This window comes from Klebsiella sp. CB_Kp196 (genome assembly GCF_040061575.1).
Taxonomy (GTDB): Bacteria; Pseudomonadota; Gammaproteobacteria; order Enterobacterales; family Enterobacteriaceae; genus Klebsiella; species Klebsiella michiganensis.
The window spans coordinates 74,509-100,327 of sequence record NZ_JBEAFH010000006.1 but is presented as its reverse complement, the minus strand read 5'-3'; the positions used below and the strand labels follow the sequence as shown (position 1 = coordinate 100,327).

Here is a 25,819-nt window from a genome sequence, read left to right as displayed (position 1 = left end):
AAATTATGCCTGGAAAAAAGAGTTGCGTTCATTATCTCTCGTCAAAAATCAGGTCAGAGGTAAAGAGAGGAGAATATTATAGGTGACCTTTCTACCGATGGGAATGATTATTAATGGCTTATCGCCAATAAATTATCGGGTTTTGATTGGTCACCCACATATTTTTGGTTTTAGCACTGATACATATTGACTATGCTTTTGTTCATTATTCGCGAGTTATTCATCCCGAGTTTCTTCATAATATGTACCTTATGGCTGTGGACCGTTTTATGATCAATGTCGAGAAGCACCGCAATCCTTTTACTGTTATTGCAGGCAATAATTAACTCCAGCACCTGAAGTTCCCTGGCGGTCAGCTTGCGGCGGGTGCATAGCCCCTGGCAGCCATCGGCGGTTGAGGGCCTGCTGATGATAGCTGAGTAATCTGCCAGCGAGGATTTTTCGGTCAGAATCAACAGGTTTTCTAGATCAAGCAGCTCCCGGAACAGGCTGGACAGCTCGCTTTTGACGATCAGCACCAGCAGCGCGCAATGCGTCAGGCGCTTGCGCAAAGTGTTCAGTAATGCGACCGTTGTGGCCGCAGAGATATCTTTGTGGATGATATTGATAATAACGGTGGCTGCCGGGGAGGCGCCGACCCCTTTCACAATATCCTGAAATTTCAGGGTGGTGATATCCCTGGCGCGATCAATCATATAATCATGGATTGATTGCCCGATGATATTGTCATCAGTGTAAAGTAATATACTGTCCAATGGTTCAGACTCTCTTTTTTCTCTTGGCTTCCATAATCAAGTCGAGCAGTACTTTCTCTATTCGCTTCTTGTTATCAAGATGGCGAAATTTAAACTGACAGGAGATCTGGTAGTAGCTATCTGACTTCTCGTTATCATCTAAAGTCACCATAACAACATTTTTTATAACTAAATCTACGGTGATTTCGCCATATTCAGCGAGGGCGAGGATAGCGTTCTTGAGGATGGCGTTATGGCTGAGGAATTTCAGATTGGGGCTCCTGGTCATCAGCGCGCAACCGCCGTCCGAAATGTCTTTGATTTCGAATAGATAGTTTTCTCCGTTTTTGTGTCGGCCGTGACAGAAGAATTCGTGCTCGTGGCGCAGGCGGAATCGGGGATCGCGCCGGCGTTGAACCACCTGGATACATTCCGGTAAGGTAAATGCGACCTTCCTGCATTTCCCTTCGCCGCCGGCATAGCTTTTCTTTAGCGTAGAGCAAAACTCGATTTTCCCTGAATCGCTATGCAGAATAAATTTAACTTTATGCCCCGCGGGGATTTTGCTGGTGGTGGAGATATGAAACTCGGCAAAATCTACCCGCGTTAGCTGGGTAATAGTGCTTTTGTTATTAACAAAAACTTCTATCTCCGCCTGCTTTCGGAGCTCTTCCCTGAAAATAGCAATAATTTCATACTTACTCGTCTTTATCGTTCCCTCTGTCATGTGAAATCCTTGTAAATTGTTATTGTGTGTGGTCGATTTTTTATATAGCAATACAAACATTCTGATTGTGTTAACCAGATGTTTTTATGAGCATTTGATGTTGTTAGCTATCTTTGCAGCTAAATTGATTTGTATAAACTTTGAATGAGATATTGTTTTTCCTGTAATCAAGAGTTCGAAAATTTTGGCGAGACAAAAACGACAGAAGCCTCCAATTAGGAGGCCAGTCGAGAAAGTTTAAATCTATGCTTTGCATAGGGTTATCCGTAAGAGAATAAAGCGGATAACGCCTAATTTGTAGGATGTATAGTGCCAGCGGCGTTAAGGTAATTCCAGGCAAATATTGAGGAGAAGGCTTCTGCGAATATCGATCCGCAGAAGCCTGAAATCAGGAGCGGGGCTGGAGATTATCCAGAATGGCTAACGCTTCTGGTGGGAGCGTTAATTGCGCGGCGGCCAGATTCTCGTGCAGATGCTGTAGCGAGGAGGTGCCCGGAATGAGCAGGATATTCGGCGAGCGCTGGAGCAGCCAGGCCAGCGCCACCTGCATCGGCGTGGCGTCAAGCGAAGCGGCGACTTCGTTAAGCTCCCGGGCCTGAAGCGGGTTAAAACCGCCGAGGGGGAAAAAGGGCACCCAGGCGATATTTTGCGCCGCCAGCTCGTCGATCAGCGGATCATCCTGACGGTTCGCCACGTTATATTGGTTCTGAACGCAGACGATTGGCGTCAGTTTTTGCGCATCGCTCACCTGTCTGGCGGTGACGTTACTCAGCCCGATATGGCGAATCAACCCGCGTTCTTTCAGCTCCAGAAGGGTGGTTAAGGGCCCCTCCAGCGAACCTTCAACCGGGCCATGCGTGCCGAGCATACTGCGCAGGTTCACCACCTCAAGCACGTCGAGGCCCAGATTGCGCAGATTGTCCTCCACCGCCGCAGTGAGCTCCGCGGGCGACATCGCGGGCAGCCAGTTGCCTTTATCGTCGCGGCGAGCGCTGACTTTAGTGACGATGCACAGATCGGCGGAATAGGGATGCAGCGCCTGGCGAATGAGCTGATTAGTCACGTGTGGACCGTAAAAATCGGAGGTATCAATATGATTGACGCCCGACTCGACCGCTTCCTGCAGTACGCGGATAGCGGTTTGCGGATCTTTTGGCGGGCCGAAGACGCCGGGCCCCGCAAGCTGCATCGCCCCGTATCCCAGACGATAAACCTGACGATCGCCTAACGTCGCAGTACCGGATAATTTTACGCTGGACATATAAACCCCTGCTTTCTTGGTATGCAAGGGATAAGTGTATGTCCATCAGGGAGATTGGTGGGGGGAGAATGTTGGCAGAACGTGCGGCGAGGAAAAGACTCGCCGCACGGAGAGGATTAGCTAAAAAACATTACCGACACGCAGAGCAAACCGACAACCAGGGTAATAAAGCTACCCACCGAGCGGTAGGGCTTCAGCGCCGGAATAAGATACGTGGAGAGGGTTGGCATGATGAACAGGATCATCGCGATAAGCGGGCCGCTGACGGCGTAAATCATTGAGATAGCGTTGGGATTGATAAAGCACACCACGAAGGTCAGCGTCGAAACCAGCAGGATCGACATCGCCCGGTTAAACGCGCGGCTTTTACGAATCCCCGCCTGGGCGAGGGACGTTTTGACGATTTCACTGGCCCCTTCAATCACGCCAAAATAGGTGCCAAGGAACGATTTCGACATCGCCACCACCGCCACAATAATCCCGGTGATCGCCAGCCACGCCGGCGACCCCGGCATCATCGACAGGGCGGAAAGAATCGTGACCCCTTGATGGCGGGCGGTTTCAATATAGCTCGCCGGTATCGACAGCAGGCAGCTGAAGACGAAAAACAGCACGCTGGCGCAGATGAGGGTGTAGGCCACCTTCATGATTTTTTTGCATTTACCCATGGCCTGCTCGCCGTATTTCTCCTGCTGATCGATAGCAAAAGTCGATATGATCGGCGTATGGCTAAAAGCGAAAACCATCACGGGAATCGAGATCCAGATTTGGTGGAACGTGTGCGGGGTCAGCTGCATCTGGCTGGTCAGATAAGCCGGCTGCCAGCTCCCCATTAAATAGATGGAGAGGAACAGGAAACAGGCGATCAGCGGGAAGACTAAAAAGCCCATGACTTTAATCGTGACGTGGCGGCCCATTAAAAAGATCAGATTCAGCACCAGCACCACGCCCAGGCTGAGCAGCGCCCTGACCTGAGAAGTGATGGGCACATGTCTGGAGAGCTGCTCCGCGAGCGAGTTAGTAATGGCGACGGCGTAGATCAGCACCACAACGAAAAAGGCGAGGAAATAGAGGCCGGTAATCAGGCTACCGATCTTTTTACCGTAATAGTGATTAACGGCGCCGGTGATCCCCGCGCCCGGGGCGATGTTGGCGGAGAGAATAAACTGGCTCAGCGCTTTATGCGGCCAGTAGGTTAACGGCCAGGCGACCAGCGCGGTGATGAACAGAACGATAGCGCCCGCGGATCCCAGTTGGATCGGCAAGAATAACGTGCCAGCGCCTACAGCAGTGCCATATAAGGCGAAACTCCAGAGAGTTTCTTCTTTAGACCAAATTTTAGACATTATGCGACTTTATCAACCAGAAAACGAACAAAAAGGAGTGCAATTTATCACATTTATGGATGAGCTGTGGCGATAGTTTCTGGCGCAGAAATGAAGCGGCGGAGCGCCCGTTACCGGCCGGGCGCTTTGCTAAAGATTACTCGCGGGCGGCGATCCGCTGCTGGCGAACCTTAATGACCCGCTCGCGCAGCATATCCCAGACCCAGTTAAAGGCCATGGTGTAGGGCAGGAAGAACAGCATAAAGCCGATTTCCAGCATAAACGCCTGCATCAGCGAAACGCCCAGCACCAGTGCGACCATCGTGACGCCGATAATAATAAAGCCTGACTCGAAGCCGATCGCGTGCAGCGCGCGGACCCGCAGGGTACGGACGACCCGGGTTACCGGCCACAGCCGGTCGAAGAGGGCGTTATAGATAATGTTCCAGACCATCGCCAGCGTCGCGAGCAGGATACTGAGCCCGCCCATTTCAACGACCGAACGCTGCATGAGCCATGCGGCGGTTGGGGCGAGGATCAGCGTCGCCAGACCTTCAAAGCTTATCGCGTGGATTACCCGTTCCGTCAGCGTTTTGCGCTGGGCGTTGACTTGTTGCATGGCTTGTTGCCTCCGGTCTTTATATGAAATTACCCGGCATTTTATGGATAAATATGATAAACAAAAGATAGTATCCATCGATAAAGTAGATAGTTCATGCGCTATTCTCCCGAAGCTTTAACCGCGTTTGTCGAATCCGTGGCCTGCGGTTCATTCTCTGCCGCGGCGCGGCGGCTGCGCAAAAGCCAGTCCACCATCAGCACCGCAATCGCCAACCTGGAAGCCGATCTTGGCGTGACGTTGTTCGATCGCACCTCCAGACAGCAGACGCTCACGCCGCAGGGCGAACAGGTGTTGAGCTACGTGAAGGCGATTCTGGCGGCCAGCGACAGGCTGGATGAGCTGGCCATTTCGCTGTCTGGCAACACCGAAGCGCGTCTGACCTTTGTGCTCTCCGATACGCTGCATCCCGATGTGCTGGAAGATCTGCTGGCGCAGTTCGATCGTCGTTTTCCGCACACCGAATTTGAGTGCCTGATTGGCGAAGACGACGACGTTATCGATCTGCTGCAAAAGGAGCGGGCGCAGGTGGGGCTGATTGAGGCCAGGGACAGCTACCCGACAGAAATAGGCAGTATCCGGCTGCCGATGCAAACCGAAATGGCTATCTTCGTGGCGCCCCGGCACCCGCTGGCGGCCCAGGGCAGCGTCACCCGCGACGAGCTGTTCAGCTGGCGCGAGCTGCGCCTGAGCACCTATCTGGAAAATACGGCGGAACCGGCGCGCGGTCTGGTATGGTCGGCGCCTAACTATCTGCTGCTGTTCAGCATGGCGGCGCAGGGGTTGGGATGGTGTATTTTGCCCAGCGCGCTGGTGGAGGAGTTCGCCGGGAGCGGAAGCCTGGTGGCGCTGGATATTGCCGGCTGGCCGCGGATGATCTCCACCGATTTGCTGTGGAATAAAAAGGCGCCGCCGGGAGAAGCGGGAAGCTGGCTGCGTCAGCATCTGCAGCGGCACGGGCGCGAATAGGGGCCATTTTTACCATCGCCGACGATCTTTGTGATTTCCCTCACTTTTTTTAAACAATTGCGAAAATTTTTGATAACAATTCACTACTATGATGCTGTTTCTTTGCGCAGAGGCGGAGCAGAGGTAGAGGATGAAAGATGTCGTAATCGTCGGCGCGTTGCGAACGCCAATCGGCTGTTTTCAGGGCGCGCTGTCGCGTCATTCGGCGGTGGAGCTGGGCAGCGTGGTGGTGAAGGCGCTTGTTGAGCGCAGCGGCGTCGATCCGCAAAGTATTGATGAGGTGATCCTCGGCCAGGTGCTGACGGCAGGAACCGGACAGAATCCGGCGCGTCAGTCGGCGATCCGCGGCGGGCTGCCTAATACCGTTTCTGCTATTACCATCAACGACGTCTGCGGTTCCGGACTGAAGGCGCTGCACCTGGCGACCCAGGCGATTCAGTGCGGCGAAGCGGACGTGGTGATCGCCGGCGGGCAGGAGAATATGAGCCGCGCCCCGCACGTGCTGACCGACAGCCGTACCGGCGCCCAGTTGGGCAATAGCCAGCTTATCGACAGCCTTGTCCACGATGGCCTGTGGGATGCGTTTAACGACTACCATATGGGCGTGACGGCGGAGAACCTGGCGCGCGAGTATGGCATCAGCCGTGAACTGCAGGATGCGTGGGCGCTTAGCTCGCAGCACAAAGCGCGGCGGGCGATTGATTCCGGACGCTTTCGCGATGAAATCGTGCCGGTGGCCAGTGAACTCAACGGTACCCCCCGCCTGGTGGATACCGATGAGCAGCCGCGCGTCGACCCCAGCGCAGAAGCGCTGGCCAGCCTGCTGCCGACCTTTGACCAGCAGGGTTCGGTCACCGCCGGCAATGCCTCAAGCATTAACGATGGCGCGGCGGCGGTGATGATGATGAGCGAAGCTAAAGCCGAGGAGCTGGGGCTGCCGATTCTGGCGCGGATCCGCGCTTTTGCCAGCGTGGGCGTCGATCCGGCGCTGATGGGGATCGCGCCGGTCCATGCCACCCGTCGCTGCCTTGAACGCGCGGGCTGGAAGCTGGATGAAGTCGATCTTATCGAAGCCAACGAAGCCTTTGCCGCGCAGGCCATTTCGGTGGGCAGGGTACTGGAATGGGACGAGCGGCGGGTGAACGTGAACGGCGGCGCCATTGCGCTGGGCCACCCGATTGGCGCTTCCGGCTGCCGCATTCTGGTTTCCCTGGTGCACGAGATGATTAAACGTGATGCCCGCAAAGGGCTGGCCACGCTATGCATCGGCGGCGGCCAGGGCGTGGCGCTGGCGGTTGAACGCGAATAAACCCTTTCTGATATATGCGTTAACTGAGCCTCCCTGTGGAGGCTTTTTTTTTTGCTTCCCGCCAGGCGTTACCCTGCCAAAAATTCCTTTCTGACGCGCTATTTTGTTGAGCGTTGTCACGTCTTTCTGTGCCACCTTTTTTGAAACAAATATTTACGATCGCGATCACTAAAACATTATTGCCTAAAAAATAAAATACGGTTTTATAAAAACGAAACGATATTTTAATTATGAGGGGTAATTTATGTTCGCAAGATCTCTGGCCCTTGCTGCACTCTGTGGCATGTCTTTCGCGGCTTCAGCCGTCACGGTAGATTTACGTCACGAATTCATTGACGGCGGCAAATCGGATAAGAGCAACGCCGACCGCGTCTCCGTCTCCCATCGTTTCGCTAACGGCTTTGGCTTCTCCGTTGAGGCGAAGTGGAAGTCGGGCGGCGATAACACCAGCCAGCCTTATTCAGATTTCGTCGGTAATGGTCATGAAGAGAGCATTACCTGGCAGTGGAAGGCGAATAAAAACTTCTCGGTCACGCCGGGGTTCAATATTGAAAGTAACGATAGCCGCTCGATCTACAAGCCAAACCTGCGCGTGCAGTACAGCTTCGATAATGGCTTCTACGTCGCCGCCCGCTATCGTTACGACTATACCCGCTACCCGGCGAATGCAGGGAAAGATGATGACAAAGTTAACCGCGGCGATGCGTGGGCCGGTTACGTCTTCGGCGACTGGCGTACGGAGCTGAACTACGTTTATGCGCGCAGTACCGAAGGGGTTAAGCGCAACGACAACAAACCGTACTCGCAGGAGTACAATCTCAAGGTTGCCTACAAGCTGGATAAAAACTGGGCGCCGTACGGCGAGCTCGGCAACGTTGGCGTCAACGATCGCAGCGACCGCCAGACCCGTTTCCGCGTAGGTGTTGCCTACTCGTTCTAACTTAAAAAATGTCCTCATCGTTTACCCCGGAGCGGTCAGCCGGGGTTTTCCTTTGGTATTAATCCCTCTTCCCGGAGCGGCGCAATGCGCCCCATCGGCACGGAATGTAGCCCGGATAAGCGCAGCGCGATCCGGGGAAAACGCCGGGCATAAAAAAGCCCTCCGAAAGGAGGGCAAGGCCAGTTACAGAAACACTAACTCAAACAGTGGCTAACGCTATGCCTTCAGCATCTCAGGCTGGGGCGGCAGCTTCGCGATATACACGGCAGGTTTGCCGTCTTTATCGGAGCTGAACAAAATGGCGCTATCGTCCGGCGTAAAGGACGGGTGCGGGTGGGTAACCTGGCGACTATTGGCCACGGTTGCCCAGGAGGTATCGTGACGCGCAACGCGGAAATAGGCCTGCTTCGCGACATCGAAAGCGTACAGATACGGGTCGTTATCAATGGTGTAGCCGCTGGTGTCTTTGACGTCCACCGGGGTACCGGAACCATCGCCAACCAGCATCGTGCCGTCAAAGTTACTCATCAGATGCGAACAGGCGGGCATCTGCATCACCGCTTCATTAACGCCGGTATCCGGGTTGAAGCTGTAAATTGTCCGGCCCTGCTGGCCCTTCAGATAAGAGACGTACACCAGCGCGGAGCCGTTCGGTACCCAGAATTCGTGGGTGCAGCTTTCGCCTTCCGCATGCGCTTTGACTTTACGCACGTTGCTACCGTCTTCATTTACCATCCACATCCGCGCATCGACCAGGTCATGCGGCCCTTCATGGCAGAAGGCGACGGTATGGTCATCAAACGGACGATAAATCGGATGGCCCAGCCATTTCTTCTCTTCGTGGATCACGCTGCTTTCGCCGGTTTGCAGGTCGACGCGCAGCAGGCGGCAGTGGGGGCCTTTGTGGAAGAAATCGTGGAAAATCTGCCAGTCGTTGAGCGGCGTCCAGTCGCTTTTGGCAATCTCGATGCCAACCAGTTTGGTGCAATCGCTGTTGGCCACCCAGGTACCGTAGCCCACCCAGTCATCGGCGACGCGATACACTTCACGCTCTTGCAGCGTGGTGAGGTTAACCTCCAGCAGCGTACGGTCGTTCTTCACGTAATAAAGGGATTTATCATCCGGAGAAAGGAAACCACCAAACGTGTTATCACCGGCGCCTTCCGTTAGCTGCACCGCCTCGGCCTTTGCGAGGTCCAGCAGATAGTAGTTCCAGTTGCCGTCGAATTCGCCGGCAAACAGCAGGTGGCTGCCATCGTTAAAAAAACACTTCTGATAGAAATAGTTACGATGACAGGTTACTTCCGGTGGGGTTAAGCGGGTGATCTCCGCGCCGGTGTCCGGATCGCGGCTGACGTCATAATTCAGTTTAACCCGCATGCCTTTAGCCATGATGTACTCCTTTTCCTTCCTGAGATGTTGCCCGCCTGCGTTGACCGGCCAGTGGAAGTAGATTTAAAAGATGGGTGTTAATTTATCAAAACATCGTTTCATTATTTGTGATGGCGGACGCAATTCGCAACAACTTCTTGCTATAGATCGCCTTTTTTTGCTGACAGTACGGCCGGCATCCCCGCTCTCTTTGTTTTCCTGCCGTTTTTTTTCGATCCGCCGTCTTTTTTTAAAGTTTGAATAACTCATTGTATTTTATTGAATTAAATAGGAGTTTCACGGTTTATCAATCACCGCTTCGTGATCTGTTTTGCATTTTTAACATTTAACAGTCTTAAAATTGAAACGATGTTTTAATAATAATTGAAAATGACTTTAGCCGGGGCTAAGATGTGCTCACTGTAAAACGGAACTCTGTTTTATTTTTAGAAGGGGCAATCCCTGCGAGTTCTTCAAACCATAAGGGTCTGCACAAGCCGCAGGCTGGACTATCAGAACCTTGCCTGTACCTACACAGGCTCTGAAAGATTAAGGAACCAAGTATGATTCTCGACGCATTCTCCCTGCAGGGCAAAGTAGCCGTGGTGAGCGGTTGTGATACGGGTCTGGGCCAGGGCATGGCGGTGGGCCTGGCGGAAGCCGGTTGCGATATCGTGGGTATCAATATTGTTGAACCGACGGAAACCATTGAGCGCGTCACGGCGCTGGGCCGTCGTTTTCTCAGCCTGACCGCCGATCTGCGCCAGATTGACGGTATCCCGCAGCTGCTGGAGCGCGCGGTGGCGGAGTTCGGCCATATCGACATCCTGGTTAACAACGCCGGCCTGATCCGTCGCGAAGACGCGATCGAATTCAGCGAGAAAAACTGGGACGACGTGATGAACCTGAACATTAAGAGCGTGTTCTTTATGTCTCAGGCGGCGGCGAAGCACTTTATTGCCCAGGGGACCGGCGGCAAGATTATCAATATTGCCTCGATGCTCTCTTTCCAGGGCGGGATCCGCGTACCTTCCTACACGGCGTCAAAAAGCGCGGTGATGGGCGTGACTCGTCTGCTGGCGAACGAGTGGGCGAAGCACGGCATCAACGTCAACGCGCTGGCGCCGGGCTATATGGCGACCAACAATACCCAGCAGCTGCGCGCCGACGAACAGCGCAGCAGCGAGATCCTCGACCGTATCCCGGCGGGACGCTGGGGTCTGCCGAGCGACCTGATGGGGCCGGTGGTCTTCCTGGCCTCCAGCGCTTCTGACTACATCAATGGCTACACCGTCGCGGTGGATGGCGGCTGGCTGGCGCGCTAATATTTGCCGCGTTATCAGCGCAAAATGGAACCCTGCTTCGGCAGGGTTTTTTTATGTCTGAATAACAATTGTCCATATGATGAAACTGAAATAGTCCATATGGTTTATTTGTTTTTGAGGTAAGTATCTATATGTAACAGGGGTTGTTGAAGATGAAATGTTTATTTTATGCTCTTCTGAAAGTTGAATGTCCATCACAAAACCATTGCCTGTAGCAACTTAATCCATATCTTTGGCGTGTCCTGCCTGACACCTTACGCCGCCGATCCCGTAGTTTCATCGTATGTCTTACTTCGTCTGGCAGGAAAAAAATGACCACTCTCAGTCACGACTCTACAACCATGCCGCGTACGCAGCGCGATACCCGGCGCATGAATCAGTTTGTCTCCATTGCCGCCGCGGTGGCAGGGTTGCTGTTTGGCCTCGATATCGGGGTGATTGCCGGGGCGCTGCCCTTTATTACCGATCATTTTGTTTTATCCAGCCGCCTGCAGGAGTGGGTGGTGAGCAGCATGATGCTGGGAGCCGCCATCGGCGCGTTATTTAACGGCTGGCTCTCTTTCCGCCTCGGGCGCAAATACAGCCTGATGGTGGGGGCGGTGCTGTTCGTTGCCGGCTCCGTGGGCTCCGCGTTTGCGACCAGCGTCGAAATGCTGCTGGTGGCAAGGATCGTTCTCGGGGTCGCCGTGGGGATCGCCTCTTATACCGCGCCGCTGTACCTGTCGGAAATGGCGAGCGAAAACGTGCGCGGCAAGATGATCAGCATGTATCAGCTGATGGTGACGCTGGGTATCGTGATGGCGTTTCTCTCCGACACCGCGTTCAGCTATAGCGGCAACTGGCGGGCGATGCTTGGCGTACTGGCGCTGCCGGCGGTGGTGCTGATTATTCTGGTGATCTTCCTGCCGAACAGCCCGCGCTGGCTGGCGGAAAAAGGGCGTCACGTGGAAGCGGAAGAGGTGCTGCGGATGCTGCGCGACACGTCAGAAAAAGCCCGTGACGAGCTCAACGAGATCCGCGAAAGCCTGAAGCTGAAGCAGGGCGGCTGGGCGCTGTTTAAGGTCAACCGCAACGTGCGGCGGGCGGTATTCCTCGGCATGCTGTTGCAGGCGATGCAGCAGTTTACCGGTATGAATATCATCATGTACTACGCGCCGCGCATCTTTAAAATGGCGGGCTTCACCACCACCGAACAGCAGATGGTCGCGACCCTGGTGGTTGGCCTGACCTTTATGTTCGCTACCTTTATCGCCGTCTTTACCGTCGATAAAGCCGGACGTAAGCCGGCGCTGAAAATCGGTTTTAGCGTGATGGCCATCGGCACGCTGGTGCTGGGCTACTGTCTGATGCAGTTTGATAACGGCACCGCCTCCAGCGGTCTCTCCTGGCTGTCGGTGGGGATGACCATGATGTGTATTGCCGGCTATGCGATGAGCGCCGCGCCGGTGGTGTGGATCCTGTGTTCGGAAATTCAGCCGCTGAAGTGCCGCGATTTCGGCATCACCTGCTCAACCACCACCAACTGGGTGTCGAACATGATTATCGGCGCGACCTTCCTGACGCTGCTGGACGCGATCGGCGCGGCAGGAACCTTCTGGCTTTATACCGCGCTGAACGTCGCCTTTATCGGCGTGACGTTCTGGCTGATCCCGGAAACCAAAAACGTCACCCTGGAGCATATTGAACGCAGGCTGATGTCCGGCGAGAAGCTGCGCAATATCGGCAATTAATTACAACGACTCGCGCGGCAGCCACGGGCTGGCTACTTTCACCGTCTCCCGATGGCTGTCGCCGTTAATAATGTGCTGGGCGCTCAGGCGCCCGATATCATAGTGCGGTAGCTGCACCGTTGAGAGCGACGGGAAAAACAGATCGCCAATCCCCACCATATTGTCATAACCCACCACCGCCACATCCTGCGGAATGCGCAGCCCGCGCGCCAGCAGCGTCTGATAGACCATAAACGCGATGCGGTCGTTGCCGCAAATCACCGAGTCGAACTGCGGCTTGCGCTGGTGAATATGGGCCAGCACGATGGCGGGAATATCGCGATAGTGCTCATCGCCGTAGGCCATATAGCAGTGAGCGAGCGTATCCGGGTCAACACCCGCTTCCCGGCAGGCGCGTTCCAGCCCCTGACGGCGGCGGACGGTCGCCAGATGATTCGCCGGCAGATGCAGGCACAGCGGCCGGCGATAACCGGCGGCCAGCAGAGCCTGCACCGCCGTATACTGACCCTGTTCGTCGTCCGGGATATAGCTGGCCACCGGGTCGTGCAGGCTTTCGCAGTTGGCCAGCACGCAGGGGAGGGTTAACAGCTTGGCCGGTAGCGGTACCTGACGCAGACCCATCGTGGTGTAGATAATGCCGTCCGGACGATGGGAGAGCAGCAGGTCGACGATAGCGTCCGGGCTATCGTCAGAGAACATGTTGACCACGAAGCTGTTCCAGCCGTGCGCTCGTGCGGTCTCTTCGATGGAGAGCGTAATCTCCACCGAAAACGGCGTGGTGACGGTATCCAGCGCCAGTACACCGATGGTGTTTGGCGTCGCGTGAGCGCCGCGGATTTTCTTCGCCGACAGGTCGGGGACGTAGTTGGTCTCTTCGATAGCCGCCTGGACCCGAGCCAGGGTCTCCGGCTTGAGCCTTTCCGGGCTATTAAGCGCCCGGGAGACCGTCATTAGCGAGACATTCGCCAGCTTTGCTACATCCTTCAGAGATGCCATATTAAGTGCTCCACCCTTGCCGCCAGCAGCGGGGTCAACTAAGTTACTGATGTAAAAGGATCATACAATATTCTATCGTACACGTAGCGCGAGCGAAGAAGATGAATATTTGATCGAGATCTCATCTCCTTTATGTTAACGTTAACTTTTGTGATTAACATCATGAATCGCAACAAAACGAAGTGAGTTTCGCTTTTTGTTAACGTTACCATAATAGCATTACTCCAACATGAGAATGTCATGATGAAAGCGCATCACTCTCACAGCTATCCGTTACTCAGTGCGTTACTCTTTTTCTTTTTCGTGACCTGGTCCTCTTCAGGTTCGCTGCTCTCTATCTGGCTACATCAGGAAGTGGGACTTAAGCCGGGGGATACGGGAATTATCTTCTCAGTGCTTTCCGTCTCCGCGCTTTTCGCCCAGGTGTGCTACGGCTTTATTCAGGACAAACTCGGCCTGCGTAAAAATTTGCTCTGGTACATCACCGTACTGCTGATCCTCTCCGGCCCGGCCTATATGGCGTTTGGCTACCTCCTCAAAATTAACGTCTTACTCGGCAGCATCTTCGGCGGGATTTATATCGGACTGACCTTCAACGGCGGTATCGGCGTGCTGGAATCCTACACCGAGCGCGTCGCGCGCCAGAGCCAGTTTGAATTCGGCAAGGCGCGGATGTGGGGCTCGCTGGGCTGGGCGGTGGCGACCTTCTTCGCCGGTTTGTTGTTCAACATTAACCCGCACTTAAACTTCGCGGTGGCCAGCTGCTCCGGACTGGTCTTTTTTTTCCTACTGGCGCGACTGCGGGTCTCTTCCGCGCCGCATGCCATGCAGGAGGCGGTATCCGGCGGTAAAGTCACGCTGGAAGACGCCCTGCGTCTGCTGACCCTGCCGCGCTTTTGGGCGCTGGTCTTCTTCGTCATCGGCACCTGTATCTACGGCGTTTATGACCAGCAGTTCCCGGTCTACTTCTCTTCCCAGTTCCCGACCCTGCAGGAAGGCAACGCGATGTACGGCTACCTGAACTCGTTCCAGGTGTTCCTGGAAGCCGCCGGTATGTTCTGCGCACCGTGGCTGGTTAACCGCGTCGGCGCGAAAAACGGCCTGATCTTCGCCGGAATGGTGATGGCCATGCGTATGGTGGCTTCCGGGCTGGTGGAGGGGCCGCTGCTGATCTCCATCACCAAGCTGCTCCACGCCGTCGAGCTGCCGGTACTGCTGGTATCTATCTTTAAATACAACAGCTTAAACTTCGACAAGCGTCTTTCATCCACGCTGTATCTGGTCGGCTTTGCCTGCACCAGCTCGGTTATCGCGACGGTTCTGTCGCCGCTCGCTGGCTATAGCTATGAGAAATACGGCTTCGCCCAGTCCTATCTGATTATGGGACTGCTGGTGTTCTGCACCACCTTTATCTCCATCTTCTTGTTGCGCTCCAGTAAGTCCTCTTCGGACCCGCTAATGCCGCAAACTTCCGCTATCTGAATCAAAAGAGTAATGAATATGACGTATTCAATTTCCCGGGCTGAGCAAGAACTGCAGGCTAAACATGAACAGCTGAACCTGCGCTGGTATCCGCGCTATCACCTGGCCGCCCGTGCGGGCTGGATCAACGATCCCAATGGCCTGGTCTGGTTTGACGGCTGGTACCACGCGTTTTACCAGCACCATCCGTACTCCACCAAATGGGGGCCGATGCACTGGGGTCACGCGCGCAGTAAAGATCTGGTGCACTGGGAGCATCTGCCGGTGGCGCTGGCCCCGGAAGGCCCCGAGGATAAAGACGGCTGCTTCTCCGGCTCCGCGGTGGTGGATGGCGATACGCTGGCATTGATTTATACCGGGCATAAATTCCACGGCGATCCCAGCGACGAAGCCAACCTTTATCAGGTGCAATGTCTGGCTACCAGCCGCGACGGCATTCACTTCGAGCGCCAGGGGATCGTGGTCGACACCCCGCCGGGCATGCACCATTTCCGCGACCCGAAAGTGTGGCGAGAAGGGGACAGCTGGTACATGATCGTCGGCGCTCGCGATGGCGACACCGGCCAGGTGCGGCTGTATCGTTCAGCCGATCTGCGCCAGTGGCAGGATGCTGGCGTCCTCGATGAGGCGGAAAAAGAGATGGGCTACATGTGGGAATGCCCGGACTTCTTCGCCCTCAACGGCAAGCATATTCTGATGTTCTCTCCGCAGGGGCTGGCGGCTAAAGGCTATCAAAACCGCAACCTGTTCCAGAGCGGCTATCTGCTCGGTGAATGGCGGCCGGGGCAGGCGTTTGTGCGTGAGGGCGAGTTTGTGGAAATGGATCACGGCCACGACTTTTATGCCCCGCAAAGCTTCCTCACTTCCGACGGCCGCCGCATTGTCATCGGCTGGCTGGATATGTGGGAGTCGCCGCTGCCGGAGCAGCAGGACGGCTGGGCAGGCATGCTGTCGCTGCCGCGTGAACTGAGCCTGAGCGCGGATAATCGACTGCAGATGCGTCCGGCGAAAGAGGTCGAGAGCATGCGCGGCGCCAGCTTCCCGTGGCCGGTGACGACCCTGAAAAACCAGCAGACCACGATGGTGGAGAACTGCGAAGCGATGGAGGTGATCCTGCACTGGGATGGCCTGAACAGCAGCGCCGAGCAGTATGGCCTCAGCTTCGGCGAAGGTTTGCGCGTTTACGTGGATGCGCAGATGCAGCGCCTGGTGCTCGAGCGGCACTATCCGCAGCATGGCCTGTGCGGCACCCGCAGCGTCCCGTTGAATGAAGGCGCCGATCTGAAGCTAAGGATATTCTTCGATAGCTCTTCCGTCGAAGTGTTTGTTAATGATGGCGAGGCCTGTCTTAGCAGTCGTATATATCCGGATGCCGATCGTCGCGAATTGGCTTTATTTGCCTGGAGCGGTTCGGCTTATTTAACCGAAGCCGGCGCCTGGCAGCTGGAATAAGCTTTACTGAATAGTTGTTAATAACCCGTCTTCGACGGTGGACGGGTTATTATTGTCGAGCTTTACCCATAAATAAAAAATACTATTTAACTAAATAATAAAGGGTTATTCCGATGAATAAAATCTGGGTCGGGTGTGTTCTGACGTCTTTATTTACCCCTCTGGCTAATGCTCAGGCGCCGTTATCCCTTGAGGAGCGGCTGGCGCAAATGGAACAACGGCTAAAGGCGACAGAGCAGCGGGCGGCCAGCGCGGAGGCGGAAATCCGCGCGCTAAAAAAACAGGAGGCACAAGCGACGACGGTGGCCAGCGCCGCACCGGCTAAACCCGCTTTACAACTTAATGATTATGGTGAATTAAAATTCTATGGCGACGTTGAGTTTAATATGGACGGCGCCAGCCGCACCGGTAGCCTGACGTCGGTGAAAACCAGCGCCAATAAAAACTGGGCGCCGGGAGATAAAGAGCGCTGGGATATTAACGGCCGTATTCTTCTGGGCTTTGATGGATTACGCAAAGGGGCTAACGGTAAATATGCCGGATTCAGCGTGCAGCCGCTGGCGGATATGAACGGTAAAATGAATCTTGATGATGCAGCCTTTTTCTTCGGTCAGCAGGACGACTGGAAAATTAAAATCGGTCGCTTCGAAGCCTACGATATGTTCCCGCTAAATCAGGATACGTTTGTTGAATATTCCGGCAACACGGCGAACGATCTGTATAGCGACGGCTACGGCTATATTTATATGATGAAAGAAGGGCGCGGACGCAGCAGCAGCGGCGGCAACTTCCTGCTGAGTAAAAATCTCGATAACTGGTATTTTGAGGTGAATACGCTGGTGGAGGACGGCAGCTCGCTGTTCGTGGACCAGAATTATCACGGCAACGCGCTGGATAACCGTAAAAATGTGGTTTACGTGCGTCCGGTCGCGGCCTGGCAATCCGGCGCCTGGTCGGTGGCGGCGGCGATGGAGAGTAACCTCGTTAATAATGCTTACGGTTATGAGAATCAGAATGGACGTTGGGTCGATCAGTCCAGCCGCACCGGCTACGGCATGACGATGAGCTGGAACACGCTGAAAACCGATGCCGAGGACGGGGCGGTGGTGAACTTAAGCACCGCGTATCTGGACGCGGCGGACGAAAAGGATTTCAGCGCCGGTATCAATGCGTTATGGCATCGCGTGGAGCTGGGCTATATCTATGCGCATAACAAAATCGACCAGTTTAATATGTCCGGCGTCAACGCGGAGTGCGATAGCGACTGCGCGATTCTGGCGCCGGGGCGCTACGACATTCACACCATTCATACCTCATGGCATTTGCCGAATATTATGGATATGCCGAACTTTAATATTTATCTCGGGGCCTATGCGTCATGGCTCGATTCATCGGCAGCGAAAAGCGGCAATACCGATGAACGCTACGGCGCGCGGGTGCGGTTTAAATATTTCTTCTGACGGTCTTCCCGGGTCGCGGCGTAAACGCCTTACCCGGGCTACCGGAACTCAGACGGCAGTGAACATGTAGCCCGGCTAAGCACCGCGCGAGCCGGGACGTTGCCGAATCACTACACCTCCGCCAGATACAGCGCCGGCATACCCTCTTTATCGGAGGTAAACAGCACCCAGCGGTTATCCGGTGAAAATGACGGATGCGGATGCGTCGCCTGGCGCTCGCCTTCAATCACTTTCCAGGTGGAGTCGTGGCGGCACACCGCAGTCTGCTTATCGGCGGCAATATCAAACACCCAGATAAACGGATCGTTAAGCTGTATATCGCCGGTGCTGTGCGGCGCGCCGTCGCCGACTACCAGGGTGCCATCGTGATTGCTCATCAGATGTGAGCAGGGGGGAATGGACATCAGCTGGCGATTTTCCAGCGTTGCCGGGTCGGCGCGATACAGATAGCGATGCGGATCGTTTTCCTGATGCGCGACATAGTAAAGCGCGGATCCATCCGGCACCCAGAATTCGTGGGTAAAGCTCTCTCCCGACCGGTGCTGGCGAACCTTGCGCATATGGCTGCCGTCAGCGTTGATAAGCCACATTCGGGCATCGATAGCATCGCGCGGGCCTTCGTGGCAGAAGGCGATGGTGCCGTCATCAAACGGGCGGTAAATCGGGTGGCCGAGCCAGCGTTTTTCCTGCAATATCACGCGCTGCTCGCCGCTGCGCAGGTCGATATTAATCAGCCGGCACTCCGGCTCGGTGAAGTAGAATGCGCGGAACTTGCCCCAGTCGGTCAGCGGCTGCCAGTCGCTTTTTTTGATTTCGATACCCACCATCTGGCTGCAATCGCTATTGGCGACCCAGGTCCCGTAGGCCACCCATTGGTCATCCACCTGATACACCACCTGCTCCTCCAGCGAGGCCAGATCCACGCGGCGCAGCTGCTGGTTGTTTTTCACGTACCACAGCGACCGGTCGTCGGCGGAAAGGAAACCGCCAAAGGTGTTATCGCCCGGCCCGTCGGTGAGCTGGGTGGCCTGCTGGCCGGCGATATCGAGTAAATAGTAGTTCCAGTGGCCTTCAAACGCGCCGCCGAAAATCAGCTTGCTGCCGTCCCGGGTAAAGCATTTTTGATAGAAGTAGTTGCGGTGGCAGATAACATGCGGTGGCGTCATCCGGATCACCTGGTGACCGGTTTCGCTGTCCTGCGTATGCAGAAAGCTCAGCGGGATGATTTTGCCTTTCATGATTCATTCACTCCTTGCTAAAAAAATACCCCGCAGCCGGAGCTGCGGGGTAGGGACCGATAACGGGTTGTTAGCGCATCGCGCGGCGCAGGATGCGGTCAGACTGACGCTGGAAGTCAATTGCCGTCTCTTCTACGGTTTTCTGCCCGTAGTCGATGTACTGCAGAGAGGTGCCAAACTGGGCGACGATCTGCGGGTCATCAAAGTATGGCGACACCGAGAGTTTGGCCGGTAGGGACTGCGCCAGGCGCAGACCTGATACCGCCGGATCGTCCTCTTTGATCGCGCCGTTTTCGGTCAGGTATTGCACCGCGACTTTGCTCAGCGGCACGCCGCGCTCAAGTCCCAGCGTCTCAACGCCTTCTTTGCTGTTCAGCAGGAAGTTGATCACCTTCGCCGCCGCTTCCGGATTTTTGGTGGATTTACCAATGGAGAGCATCTGCGCAGGTTTAAAGAACAGACCCGCGTCGGTAGCGCCCGGCAGCATCGGATAGCTGCCCAGCTCCAGCTTCGCCGGCGGCTTCAGGTTGTCGGAGTATTTGTTAATGGTGGAGTTCCACATATAGGTCCCCGCCCACTCGCCCTGAATCCACGGCTTCATTTCATACATATTGCTCTTACCGAACGAGGCATAGTACTTGGTGTCCGGCATGACGTGGCTGTCGATAAGCTTTTTATACATCTGGAAGAATTCGACCCACTGCTCTTTGCTGTAGGAGAATTTCTTGGTTTTTTCGTCGATAGCCGGCTGGTTGTACTTCTGAATCATATATGAATTGAGCAGCGCCAGGGTGTCCTGGTGCTCCAGCACCACCGGGTAATACTGTTTACCCAGCTTGCTCTCAAAGGTTTTACCCGCCGCCATCAGCTCGTCCCAGGTTTTCGGGTACTCGACGCCGGCTTTTTTCCAGGTCTCGTCGTTGAAGTAGAACACGCGCGCGGTGACGGAAATAGGGATACCGTTAAGCTTGCCGTCCACCGTGGTGGTTTGCAGCTCTTTGGCATCAAACTGGCTCAGGTCGATTACGTCCTTCATCTTATTCAGATCGTAGAAGCCTTCGCCGTTTTTCGAGAAGATCGGCAGCCAGTTCCAGTTAGTTTGCATCACGTCCGGCTCCGTGCCGCCGGCGATTTGCGTGGTCAGGCGCGAAAGATGGCCATCCCAGCCGGTATATTCCGCTTTAACATTAATATCCGGGTTTTGTTTATGAAACTCTTCCAGCGCCTTCAGGGTTACCTGGTGGCGGCCGTTGCCGCCCCACCATGACATACGCAGGTCGACATCCTTCGCCATGGAAGGTAACGCGGTAAGGCCCAAAGTTGCGGAGATTGCGGCGCTTAAAAGCACTTTTTTCATTTTAATACTCCAGGGTTCACAGAGAGATGTTCTGTTCAGTTTTGGCGTCAAAGATATGACACTTGTTGAGATCGAACTTGAAATGCACCGTGCGATGAAGCCCTTTCTCAATCATTGGCTTCGCTTCATCGGACGGCACGCGGGCGGTCAGTTCATAATCGGCAACCTTCAGGTAGACGAAGAATTCATGGCCCATGTTTTCCACCCGCACCATTTCACCGGCGCAGGAGCCTTCAGCAAACGGTTCATCGGAGATGGAGACGAACTCCGGGCGGACGCCAAAGAACACCTGCTGGTTCTTATGGGTCTCGACCTTACTCTGCAATCTGTCGTTTAGCGGCAGCAGCCCGTCGCCAACGGTCAGATGCAGGCGACCCGCTTGCTCAACCAGCTTGCTGGGACGAATATTCATCTCCGGCGCGCCGATAAACCCGGCCACAAACATGTTTTTCGGCTTGTGATAGAGGTTGTCCGGGGTATCCACCTGCATGATATGGCCCAGCTTCATCACGCAGATGCGGTCGCCCATGGTCATCGCCTCGGTCTGATCGTGGGTAACGTACACGGTGGTCGCCGGTTTACCGGATTTCTTCAGCTGCTTATGCAGGTCGGAAATACGGATGCGCATCGAGGCGCGCAGCTTGGCGTCAAGGTTAGAGAGCGGTTCATCGAACAGGAATACATCCGGTTTCTTCACAATCGCGCGGCCAACCGCCACGCGCTGTGCCTGGCCGCCGGAGAGCTGGCGCGGCAGGCGGTCCAGCAGCTCTTCCAGCTCAAGGATTTTCGCCGCTTCGTTAACCTGGGCCTCAATCTGGTCTTTTGGCAGCTTGCTCAGCTTCAGGCCGAAGGCAAGGTTTTCGCGCACCGTCATATGCGGATAGAGCGCGTAGTTCTGGAAGACCATCGCGATACCGCGCGCTTTTGGCGCGAGGTTATTCACGATTTTTTCGCCAATCCGCACTTCGCCGCCGCTGATGGTTTCCAGACCGGCCAGCATGCGCAGGGTAGTGGATTTGGCGCAGCCGGACGGCCCAACGATAACCATAAACTCGCCGTCCGCGATTTTCAGATCGATACCATGTACCGCTTTGAAGCCGTTGGAGTAGACTTTTTCCAGTTTGTTGAAAATAACTTCAGCCATGATATTTCCCTCTTAACCTTTAATTCCGCTGCTGGTAACGCCCTGTACGAAGTAGCGTTGTGCCAGGAAGAACACGATGATGGACGGCAGAATGGAGATGCTCGCCATTGCCAGAATTTCGTTCCACGGAGCGCCTTCCGTGACGTCGATGGACATTTTCAGCGCCAGCGCGATGGGGTATTTATCCACGCTGTAGACGTAAATCAGCGGACCGATAAAGTCGTTCATGGACCACATGAACTGGAATAGCGCCACCGAGATAATCGCCGGTTTCAGAATTGGCACCACCACGTACCACAGCACCTGAATAGAGTTGCAGCCGTCAATCTGCGCCGCTTCTTCCATGTCGCGCGGAACGCCGCGCAGGAACTGAATCAGCATGAAGACGAAGAACCCCTGAGTGGCAAAGGCCAGCGGCAGATACAGCGGCAGATAGCTGTTCAGCATGCCCATTTCACGGAACATCAGGTACTGCGGGATCAGCAGTACGGTGCTCGGCAGGAGCATGGTGGTGATCAGCGTGGCGAACCAGAATTTCTTCCACGGGATCTCGAAGCGGGCAAAGCCGTAGGCCACGATGGTGGAGGAGATAATGGTCAGCAGCACTTTCGGGATCACATACTTGAAGGTGTTCAGCATGTAGTGACCGAAGTTGTACTCGGTGCCGGTTTTCCAGCCGTTGATAAAGCCATCCCATGTCGCGTGGGCAGGCCACAGGCTCAGGGTGGTGAAGATCTCGTGGTTCGGTTTGAACGACGCCGAGAACATCCATACCAGCGGGTAGAGCATCAGCAGGCCGACGAACAGCAGGATCACGTAGCGAATTGAGCGGCTGACTTTTTCACGACGCAGCGTCCGCGCGACTTCACGTTCGGCGATGTCCCTTGCTTCAGAGATTTGTTGGATATCAGCCATTTTTGCCTCCCTTATCGGCGGAGTAGAACACCCAATATTTTGAAGACTTAAACGCAATGGCGGCAAAGACCGCGACCACCAGGAACAGTACCCACGCCAGCGCCGCGCCGTAGCCCATATCGAAGTACTTAAAGGCGGTGTCGTAGATATAGAGCGAGAACAGATAGGTGGAGTAGGTTGGGCCGCCGCCGGTGATGACGTACGGGCCGGTAAACTCCTGGAACGCCTGAGTGGTCTGCATGATGAAGTTGAAGAAAATCACCGGCGTGATCAGCGGCACCGTGACCTTCATAAACATCTGCCATTTTGACGCGCCATCGATCATCGCCGCTTCATATTGTGATTGCGGAACGTTCTGCAGCGCCGCAAGGAAGATGACCATCGCCGAACCGAACTGCCAGACGCGCAGCAGGGTGACGGACATCAGGGCCAGCGAGGGCTCGCCGAGCCAGTTGACCGGGTCGAAGCCAAGTACGCCGATAAAGCTGTTCAGCAGGCCGTCGATAGCAAACAGCGCGCGCCACAGAACGGCGATCGCCACCGAGCTACCGAGAATGGACGGGATATAGTAGGCGGTACGGAAAAAACCGATGCCGCGCAGCTTAAAGTTGAGGACAAAAGCGATCCCCAGCGCGAAAGCCAGCTTTAACGGGATGGTTAAAAAGACATACGCAAACGTCACGCCCATCGATTTCCAGAAGAGGCCATCTTCGGTCAGCATGTAGCGATAGTTTTCGATGCCGTTAAACACCGGTGGACTCATCAAATCGTACTCAGTGAAACTGAGGAAGAAAGATGAAACAAAGGGAAAGGCGGTAAAGACTATCAACCCTATGATATAGGGGGATATCCATGCCAATCCCAGCATTCTGTTTTCATTCATACATACCTACCTGGCTTACGAGTTTGTAATACGGATTCGGGGTTACTGCCTTTCCCGCGGCCCGTGCCGCCGGAAAGTTAATGCGTTCCTGGTATGTCAGCGGTAAATCATTCCTTGTTAACGGTGCGTGTGTTGAGCGCTTTTGCGCGCTTGTCGTCCCTGGAGAACATCTGTTTTTTGATTTTGTCTTACCCGGCGTCCTGATTTTGTAAAACGCCGTTTTAATTTTATTTTATTGCTATTTATTACGGAGTCATTCGGTTGATCGCGGAAATGTGATCAAAGTCGAAACGATGTTTCAAAAAGGTGCTGGCGCGCGCATTTTGCAGGAAGCCAAGTCATAGAAAAGGATGAGCGGCAGGCGCAGTGAGGCTATTCAGGCGGGATTAATTGCTCTGCTAATCATTATGCTACGACATACTTTATGACAATTATTATTAGCGGAAAAGTTCAGAAAATGGTGGGCACGCCTGGCATGCCCTGGGGCAGGAGAAATTACTTTTGCAGAAAATCCTGACGAACGGGAGTAAAGGTATCAAGAAGCGTGCCCGGCTTCAGGCAGACGCAGCCGTGCATAATTTCCGGCTTCTTATAGAGCGTATCGCCGGCGCTGACCACGTGCTTTTCATCACCGATGGTGAACTCAAACTCGCCGGAGAGCACATAGGTGAGCTGCTCGTGCGGGTGATTATGCATCGGCCCGATAGCGCCCGCTTCGAAGTTCACTTCAACCGCCATCATCTTGCCATCGTGCGCAAGGATGCGGCGGGTGACGCCATTGCCCAGATCTTCAAGGGTGGTCTCTTTATGAAAAATAAACATCCGCTGGTCCTGTAATTAAATGAAACAATGTTTCATTTAATCTATCGCATAATCTTCTAAAAGGAAACGATCGTCGGGAGAAGTGGAAAGTCGATCACAACTTTGTTTTACTGAAAACCTCACACAAGGAGGGATGATGAAAACGATTGGTCTGTTAGGCGGCATGAGCTGGGAATCGACGATTCCTTACTACCGGCTGATTAACGAAGGTATTAAAGCGCGCCTCGGCGGCCTGCACTCCGCCAGCCTGCTGCTGCACAGCGTGGATTTCCACGAAATTGAAGCCTGCCAGTCAAGCGGCGACTGGCAGCGCGCGGGCGAGATCCTCGCCCAGGCGGCGGCCGGCCTGCAGCAGGCGGGCGCAGAGGGGATTGTCCTGTGTACCAACACTATGCATAAAGTCGCGCAGGCGATTGAAACGCGCTGCGATGTGCCGTTTTTGCATATTGCCGACGCGACCGGACGGGCGATTACCGCGAAAGGGCAGAACCGCGTTGCGCTATTAGGGACCCGCTATACCATGGAGCAGGATTTTTATCGCGGGCGCCTGCAGCAGCAGTTCGCTATCGACACGCTGATCCCGGAGGCTGAAGATCGTGAGCGGATTAACCAGATCATTTTTGATGAACTGTGCCTCGGCGTCTTTAGCGAGCATTCACGCGACTACTATCTTCAGGTCATCGAGCTCCTGGCGGAGCAGGGGGCGGAAGGGGTGATTTTCGGCTGTACCGAAATCGGCCTGCTGGTGCCGGAAGAGAGCAGCCCGCTGCCGGTGTTTGATACGGCCGCGATTCACGCGGCGGACGCGGTGGAGTTTATGCTGTCGTGAGTACCGCTTCGAGCGGCGTCAGGATACGCGACATGCTGTTTTGCAAATGCAGGGCGAAGGCATCGACCAGCGCGGAGCCGGGGCGGTGAAGCGGGCGCACCAGGCTAACGGTAAAAGGCACTTCAACGCTAAAGCGGCGTACCACCACGCCGTTCCCGGCATAATCGAGGGCGGTGAGCGGGTTAACCACCGAAATGCCGACCCCGGCTCTTACCATCGCGCAGATGGAGGCGGCGCTGTGCGTCTCCACCACCATCCGCCGTTTGACCTGATGTTCGACAAACAGGGCATCGAGCAGCTGGCGATAGCTATCGGTGCGCGACAGGCTAATGTAGTTTTCGCCGTGAAAATCCGCAGGCGTCAGCATCGGCTTAGCCGCTAACGGATGGCCCTGCGGCAGTACGCACACTTCATTCAAGGTCAGCAGCGGCGTACGCTCGGTTCCGGCGGGGGTATGCAGGGTTTCCGTCAATCCCAGATCGTGGCGCTGGGCCGACAACCACTCCTCCAGCAGCGGTGATTCCTGGGGGACAATTTGCAGGCTGACGTCCGGGTAGCGCGCTAAAAACGGCGCCAGCAGCAGCGGCAATAGCGATTGGGAGAAGACCGGCAGACAGGCTATCGACAGCTCGCCCTGGCGGAACTCGCGCAGGCTTTCTGCGGCGCTGACGATTCTGTCCAGACCGTACCAGGATCGCTGCACCTCTTCAAACAGACGTAATCCCTGAACCGTAGGCTGCAGGCGCCCGCGCGTGCGGGAGAATAGCGTCAACCCCAGCACCTTTTCAAAACGCGCCAGCTCGCGGCTGACGGTGGGCTGCGAGGTATGCAGCATGCGTGCGGCCTCGGTCAGATTGCCGGTGGTCATCACCGCATGAAAGATTTCAATATGACGCAGGTTGACGGCGGGCATGGGGGTTCCTTAAGTGGC

The 25,819-nt window shown here is 55.0% G+C and carries 23 protein-coding genes; 9 read left to right on the top strand and 14 right to left on the bottom strand.

The annotated features are described in order from the left end of the window. Positions 1 to 170 precede the first annotated feature (170 nt). The 5 genes from ABLU87_RS03900 to ABLU87_RS03880 all read right to left on the bottom strand — a co-directional run bounded on the left by ABLU87_RS03900 (position 171) and on the right by ABLU87_RS03880 (position 4,666). Positions 171 to 755: a helix-turn-helix transcriptional regulator gene (locus tag ABLU87_RS03900; RefSeq protein ID WP_049083397.1), complete on the bottom strand. Its 585-nt coding sequence runs from the start codon at positions 753 to 755 to the stop codon at positions 171 to 173. A gap of 4 nt (positions 756 to 759) precedes the next feature. Next, the gene (locus ABLU87_RS03895; protein WP_014226694.1) at positions 760 to 1,461 is read right to left on the bottom strand and encodes a pilus assembly protein PilZ; all 702 of its coding nucleotides are present in this window, start codon (positions 1,459 to 1,461) and stop codon (positions 760 to 762) included. Between the two features lie 388 nt (positions 1,462 to 1,849). Beyond that, on the bottom strand, positions 1,850 to 2,722 hold the full coding sequence (locus ABLU87_RS03890) for an aldo/keto reductase family oxidoreductase (protein WP_064378366.1): 873 nt from the start codon (positions 2,720 to 2,722) through the stop codon (positions 1,850 to 1,852). Positions 2,723 to 2,838: 116 nt separating this feature from the next. Next, entirely contained in the window at positions 2,839 to 4,068 is a 1,230-nt protein-coding gene (locus tag ABLU87_RS03885) for an amino acid permease (RefSeq protein ID WP_032720123.1), read from the bottom strand. Between the two features lie 136 nt (positions 4,069 to 4,204). Continuing rightward, positions 4,205 to 4,666 (bottom strand): multidrug/biocide efflux PACE transporter, encoded by a 462-nt coding sequence (locus ABLU87_RS03880; protein WP_025107400.1) that lies wholly within the window; start codon positions 4,664 to 4,666, stop codon positions 4,205 to 4,207. 96 nt (positions 4,667 to 4,762) lie between these two features. Here ABLU87_RS03880 and ABLU87_RS03875 point away from each other — a divergent pair, with 96 nt between their 5' ends. The 3 genes from ABLU87_RS03875 (at position 4,763) to ABLU87_RS03865 (ending at position 7,884) form a co-directional block, all read left to right on the top strand. Further along, positions 4,763 to 5,635, top strand: a complete 873-nt coding sequence (locus tag ABLU87_RS03875) for a LysR family transcriptional regulator (protein ID WP_122117691.1) — start codon at positions 4,763 to 4,765, stop codon at positions 5,633 to 5,635. A 130-nt stretch (positions 5,636 to 5,765) separates the two neighbouring features. Further along, on the top strand, positions 5,766 to 6,944 hold the full coding sequence (locus ABLU87_RS03870; protein ID WP_064378369.1) for an acetyl-CoA C-acetyltransferase: 1,179 nt from the start codon (positions 5,766 to 5,768) through the stop codon (positions 6,942 to 6,944). Positions 6,945 to 7,188: 244 nt separating this feature from the next. Further along, the gene (locus ABLU87_RS03865) at positions 7,189 to 7,884 is read left to right on the top strand and encodes a porin (RefSeq protein WP_032720124.1); all 696 of its coding nucleotides are present in this window, start codon (positions 7,189 to 7,191) and stop codon (positions 7,882 to 7,884) included. A 216-nt stretch (positions 7,885 to 8,100) separates the two neighbouring features. On the opposite strand, the gene ABLU87_RS03860 is transcribed toward ABLU87_RS03865, so the two are convergent. After that, positions 8,101 to 9,276 (bottom strand): oligogalacturonate lyase family protein, encoded by a 1,176-nt coding sequence (locus ABLU87_RS03860; RefSeq protein WP_004853909.1) that lies wholly within the window; start codon positions 9,274 to 9,276, stop codon positions 8,101 to 8,103. Positions 9,277 to 9,818: 542 nt separating this feature from the next. On the opposite strand from ABLU87_RS03860, the gene kduD reads away from it, so the two are divergent. Together kduD and ABLU87_RS03850 are read left to right on the top strand one after the other, a co-directional pair. Continuing rightward, on the top strand, positions 9,819 to 10,580 hold the full coding sequence (gene kduD, locus ABLU87_RS03855) for a 2-dehydro-3-deoxy-D-gluconate 5-dehydrogenase KduD (RefSeq protein WP_004124661.1): 762 nt from the start codon (positions 9,819 to 9,821) through the stop codon (positions 10,578 to 10,580). A gap of 311 nt (positions 10,581 to 10,891) precedes the next feature. Next, the gene (locus tag ABLU87_RS03850) at positions 10,892 to 12,310 is read left to right on the top strand and encodes a sugar porter family MFS transporter (RefSeq protein ID WP_014226687.1); all 1,419 of its coding nucleotides are present in this window, start codon (positions 10,892 to 10,894) and stop codon (positions 12,308 to 12,310) included. Here ABLU87_RS03850 and ABLU87_RS03845 read toward each other — a convergent pair whose 3' ends face one another. Beyond that, positions 12,311 to 13,306, bottom strand: coding sequence for a LacI family DNA-binding transcriptional regulator (locus tag ABLU87_RS03845; RefSeq protein WP_049103129.1), 996 nt, complete (start codon positions 13,304 to 13,306; stop codon positions 12,311 to 12,313). Between the two features lie 240 nt (positions 13,307 to 13,546). Between ABLU87_RS03845 and ABLU87_RS03840 the strand changes: the two genes are divergently transcribed. From ABLU87_RS03840 to ABLU87_RS03830, 3 genes are all read left to right on the top strand, one after another. Continuing rightward, complete coding sequence (locus tag ABLU87_RS03840; protein ID WP_014226685.1) at positions 13,547 to 14,788, top strand: MFS transporter; 1,242 nt, start codon at positions 13,547 to 13,549, stop codon at positions 14,786 to 14,788. An 18-nt stretch (positions 14,789 to 14,806) separates the two neighbouring features. Continuing rightward, the gene (locus ABLU87_RS03835) at positions 14,807 to 16,240 is read left to right on the top strand and encodes a glycoside hydrolase family 32 protein (RefSeq protein ID WP_181918992.1); all 1,434 of its coding nucleotides are present in this window, start codon (positions 14,807 to 14,809) and stop codon (positions 16,238 to 16,240) included. A 113-nt stretch (positions 16,241 to 16,353) separates the two neighbouring features. Continuing rightward, positions 16,354 to 17,700, top strand: a complete 1,347-nt coding sequence (locus ABLU87_RS03830) for a carbohydrate porin (RefSeq protein ID WP_049078707.1) — start codon at positions 16,354 to 16,356, stop codon at positions 17,698 to 17,700. A gap of 110 nt (positions 17,701 to 17,810) precedes the next feature. On the opposite strand, the gene ABLU87_RS03825 is transcribed toward ABLU87_RS03830, so the two are convergent. The 6 genes from ABLU87_RS03825 to ABLU87_RS03800 form a co-directional block, all read right to left on the bottom strand. Further along, positions 17,811 to 18,938, bottom strand: coding sequence for an oligogalacturonate lyase family protein (locus ABLU87_RS03825; RefSeq protein WP_122117395.1), 1,128 nt, complete (start codon positions 18,936 to 18,938; stop codon positions 17,811 to 17,813). A gap of 70 nt (positions 18,939 to 19,008) precedes the next feature. Continuing rightward, positions 19,009 to 20,295, bottom strand: a complete 1,287-nt coding sequence (locus tag ABLU87_RS03820; RefSeq protein ID WP_004105307.1) for an ABC transporter substrate-binding protein — start codon at positions 20,293 to 20,295, stop codon at positions 19,009 to 19,011. A 16-nt stretch (positions 20,296 to 20,311) separates the two neighbouring features. Then, positions 20,312 to 21,439 carry an ABC transporter ATP-binding protein gene (locus ABLU87_RS03815; RefSeq protein ID WP_014226681.1) on the bottom strand — a complete coding sequence of 376 codons (1,128 nt, stop codon included), beginning with the start codon at positions 21,437 to 21,439 and terminating at the stop codon, positions 20,312 to 20,314. 12 nt (positions 21,440 to 21,451) lie between these two features. After that, entirely contained in the window at positions 21,452 to 22,354 is a 903-nt protein-coding gene (locus ABLU87_RS03810; RefSeq protein ID WP_014226680.1) for a carbohydrate ABC transporter permease, read from the bottom strand. Beyond that, positions 22,347 to 23,237 (bottom strand): sugar ABC transporter permease, encoded by an 891-nt coding sequence (locus ABLU87_RS03805; RefSeq protein ID WP_014226679.1) that lies wholly within the window; start codon positions 23,235 to 23,237, stop codon positions 22,347 to 22,349. Before ABLU87_RS03805 ends, ABLU87_RS03810 begins: the two co-directional genes overlap by 8 nt. Before the next feature lie 495 nt (positions 23,238 to 23,732). Further along, positions 23,733 to 24,059: a cupin domain-containing protein gene (locus ABLU87_RS03800; RefSeq protein WP_004853896.1), complete on the bottom strand. Its 327-nt coding sequence runs from the start codon at positions 24,057 to 24,059 to the stop codon at positions 23,733 to 23,735. Between the two features lie 136 nt (positions 24,060 to 24,195). Between ABLU87_RS03800 and ABLU87_RS03795 the strand changes: the two genes are divergently transcribed. Then, positions 24,196 to 24,888 (top strand): aspartate/glutamate racemase, encoded by a 693-nt coding sequence (locus ABLU87_RS03795; protein ID WP_025107407.1) that lies wholly within the window; start codon positions 24,196 to 24,198, stop codon positions 24,886 to 24,888. Here the strand turns inward: ABLU87_RS03795 and ABLU87_RS03790 are convergent. Continuing rightward, positions 24,875 to 25,801 carry a LysR family transcriptional regulator gene (locus tag ABLU87_RS03790; protein ID WP_025107408.1) on the bottom strand — a complete coding sequence of 309 codons (927 nt, stop codon included), beginning with the start codon at positions 25,799 to 25,801 and terminating at the stop codon, positions 24,875 to 24,877. The two genes, ABLU87_RS03795 and ABLU87_RS03790, sit on opposite strands and share 14 nt — an antisense overlap. Between the last annotated feature and the right edge of the window lie 18 nt (positions 25,802 to 25,819).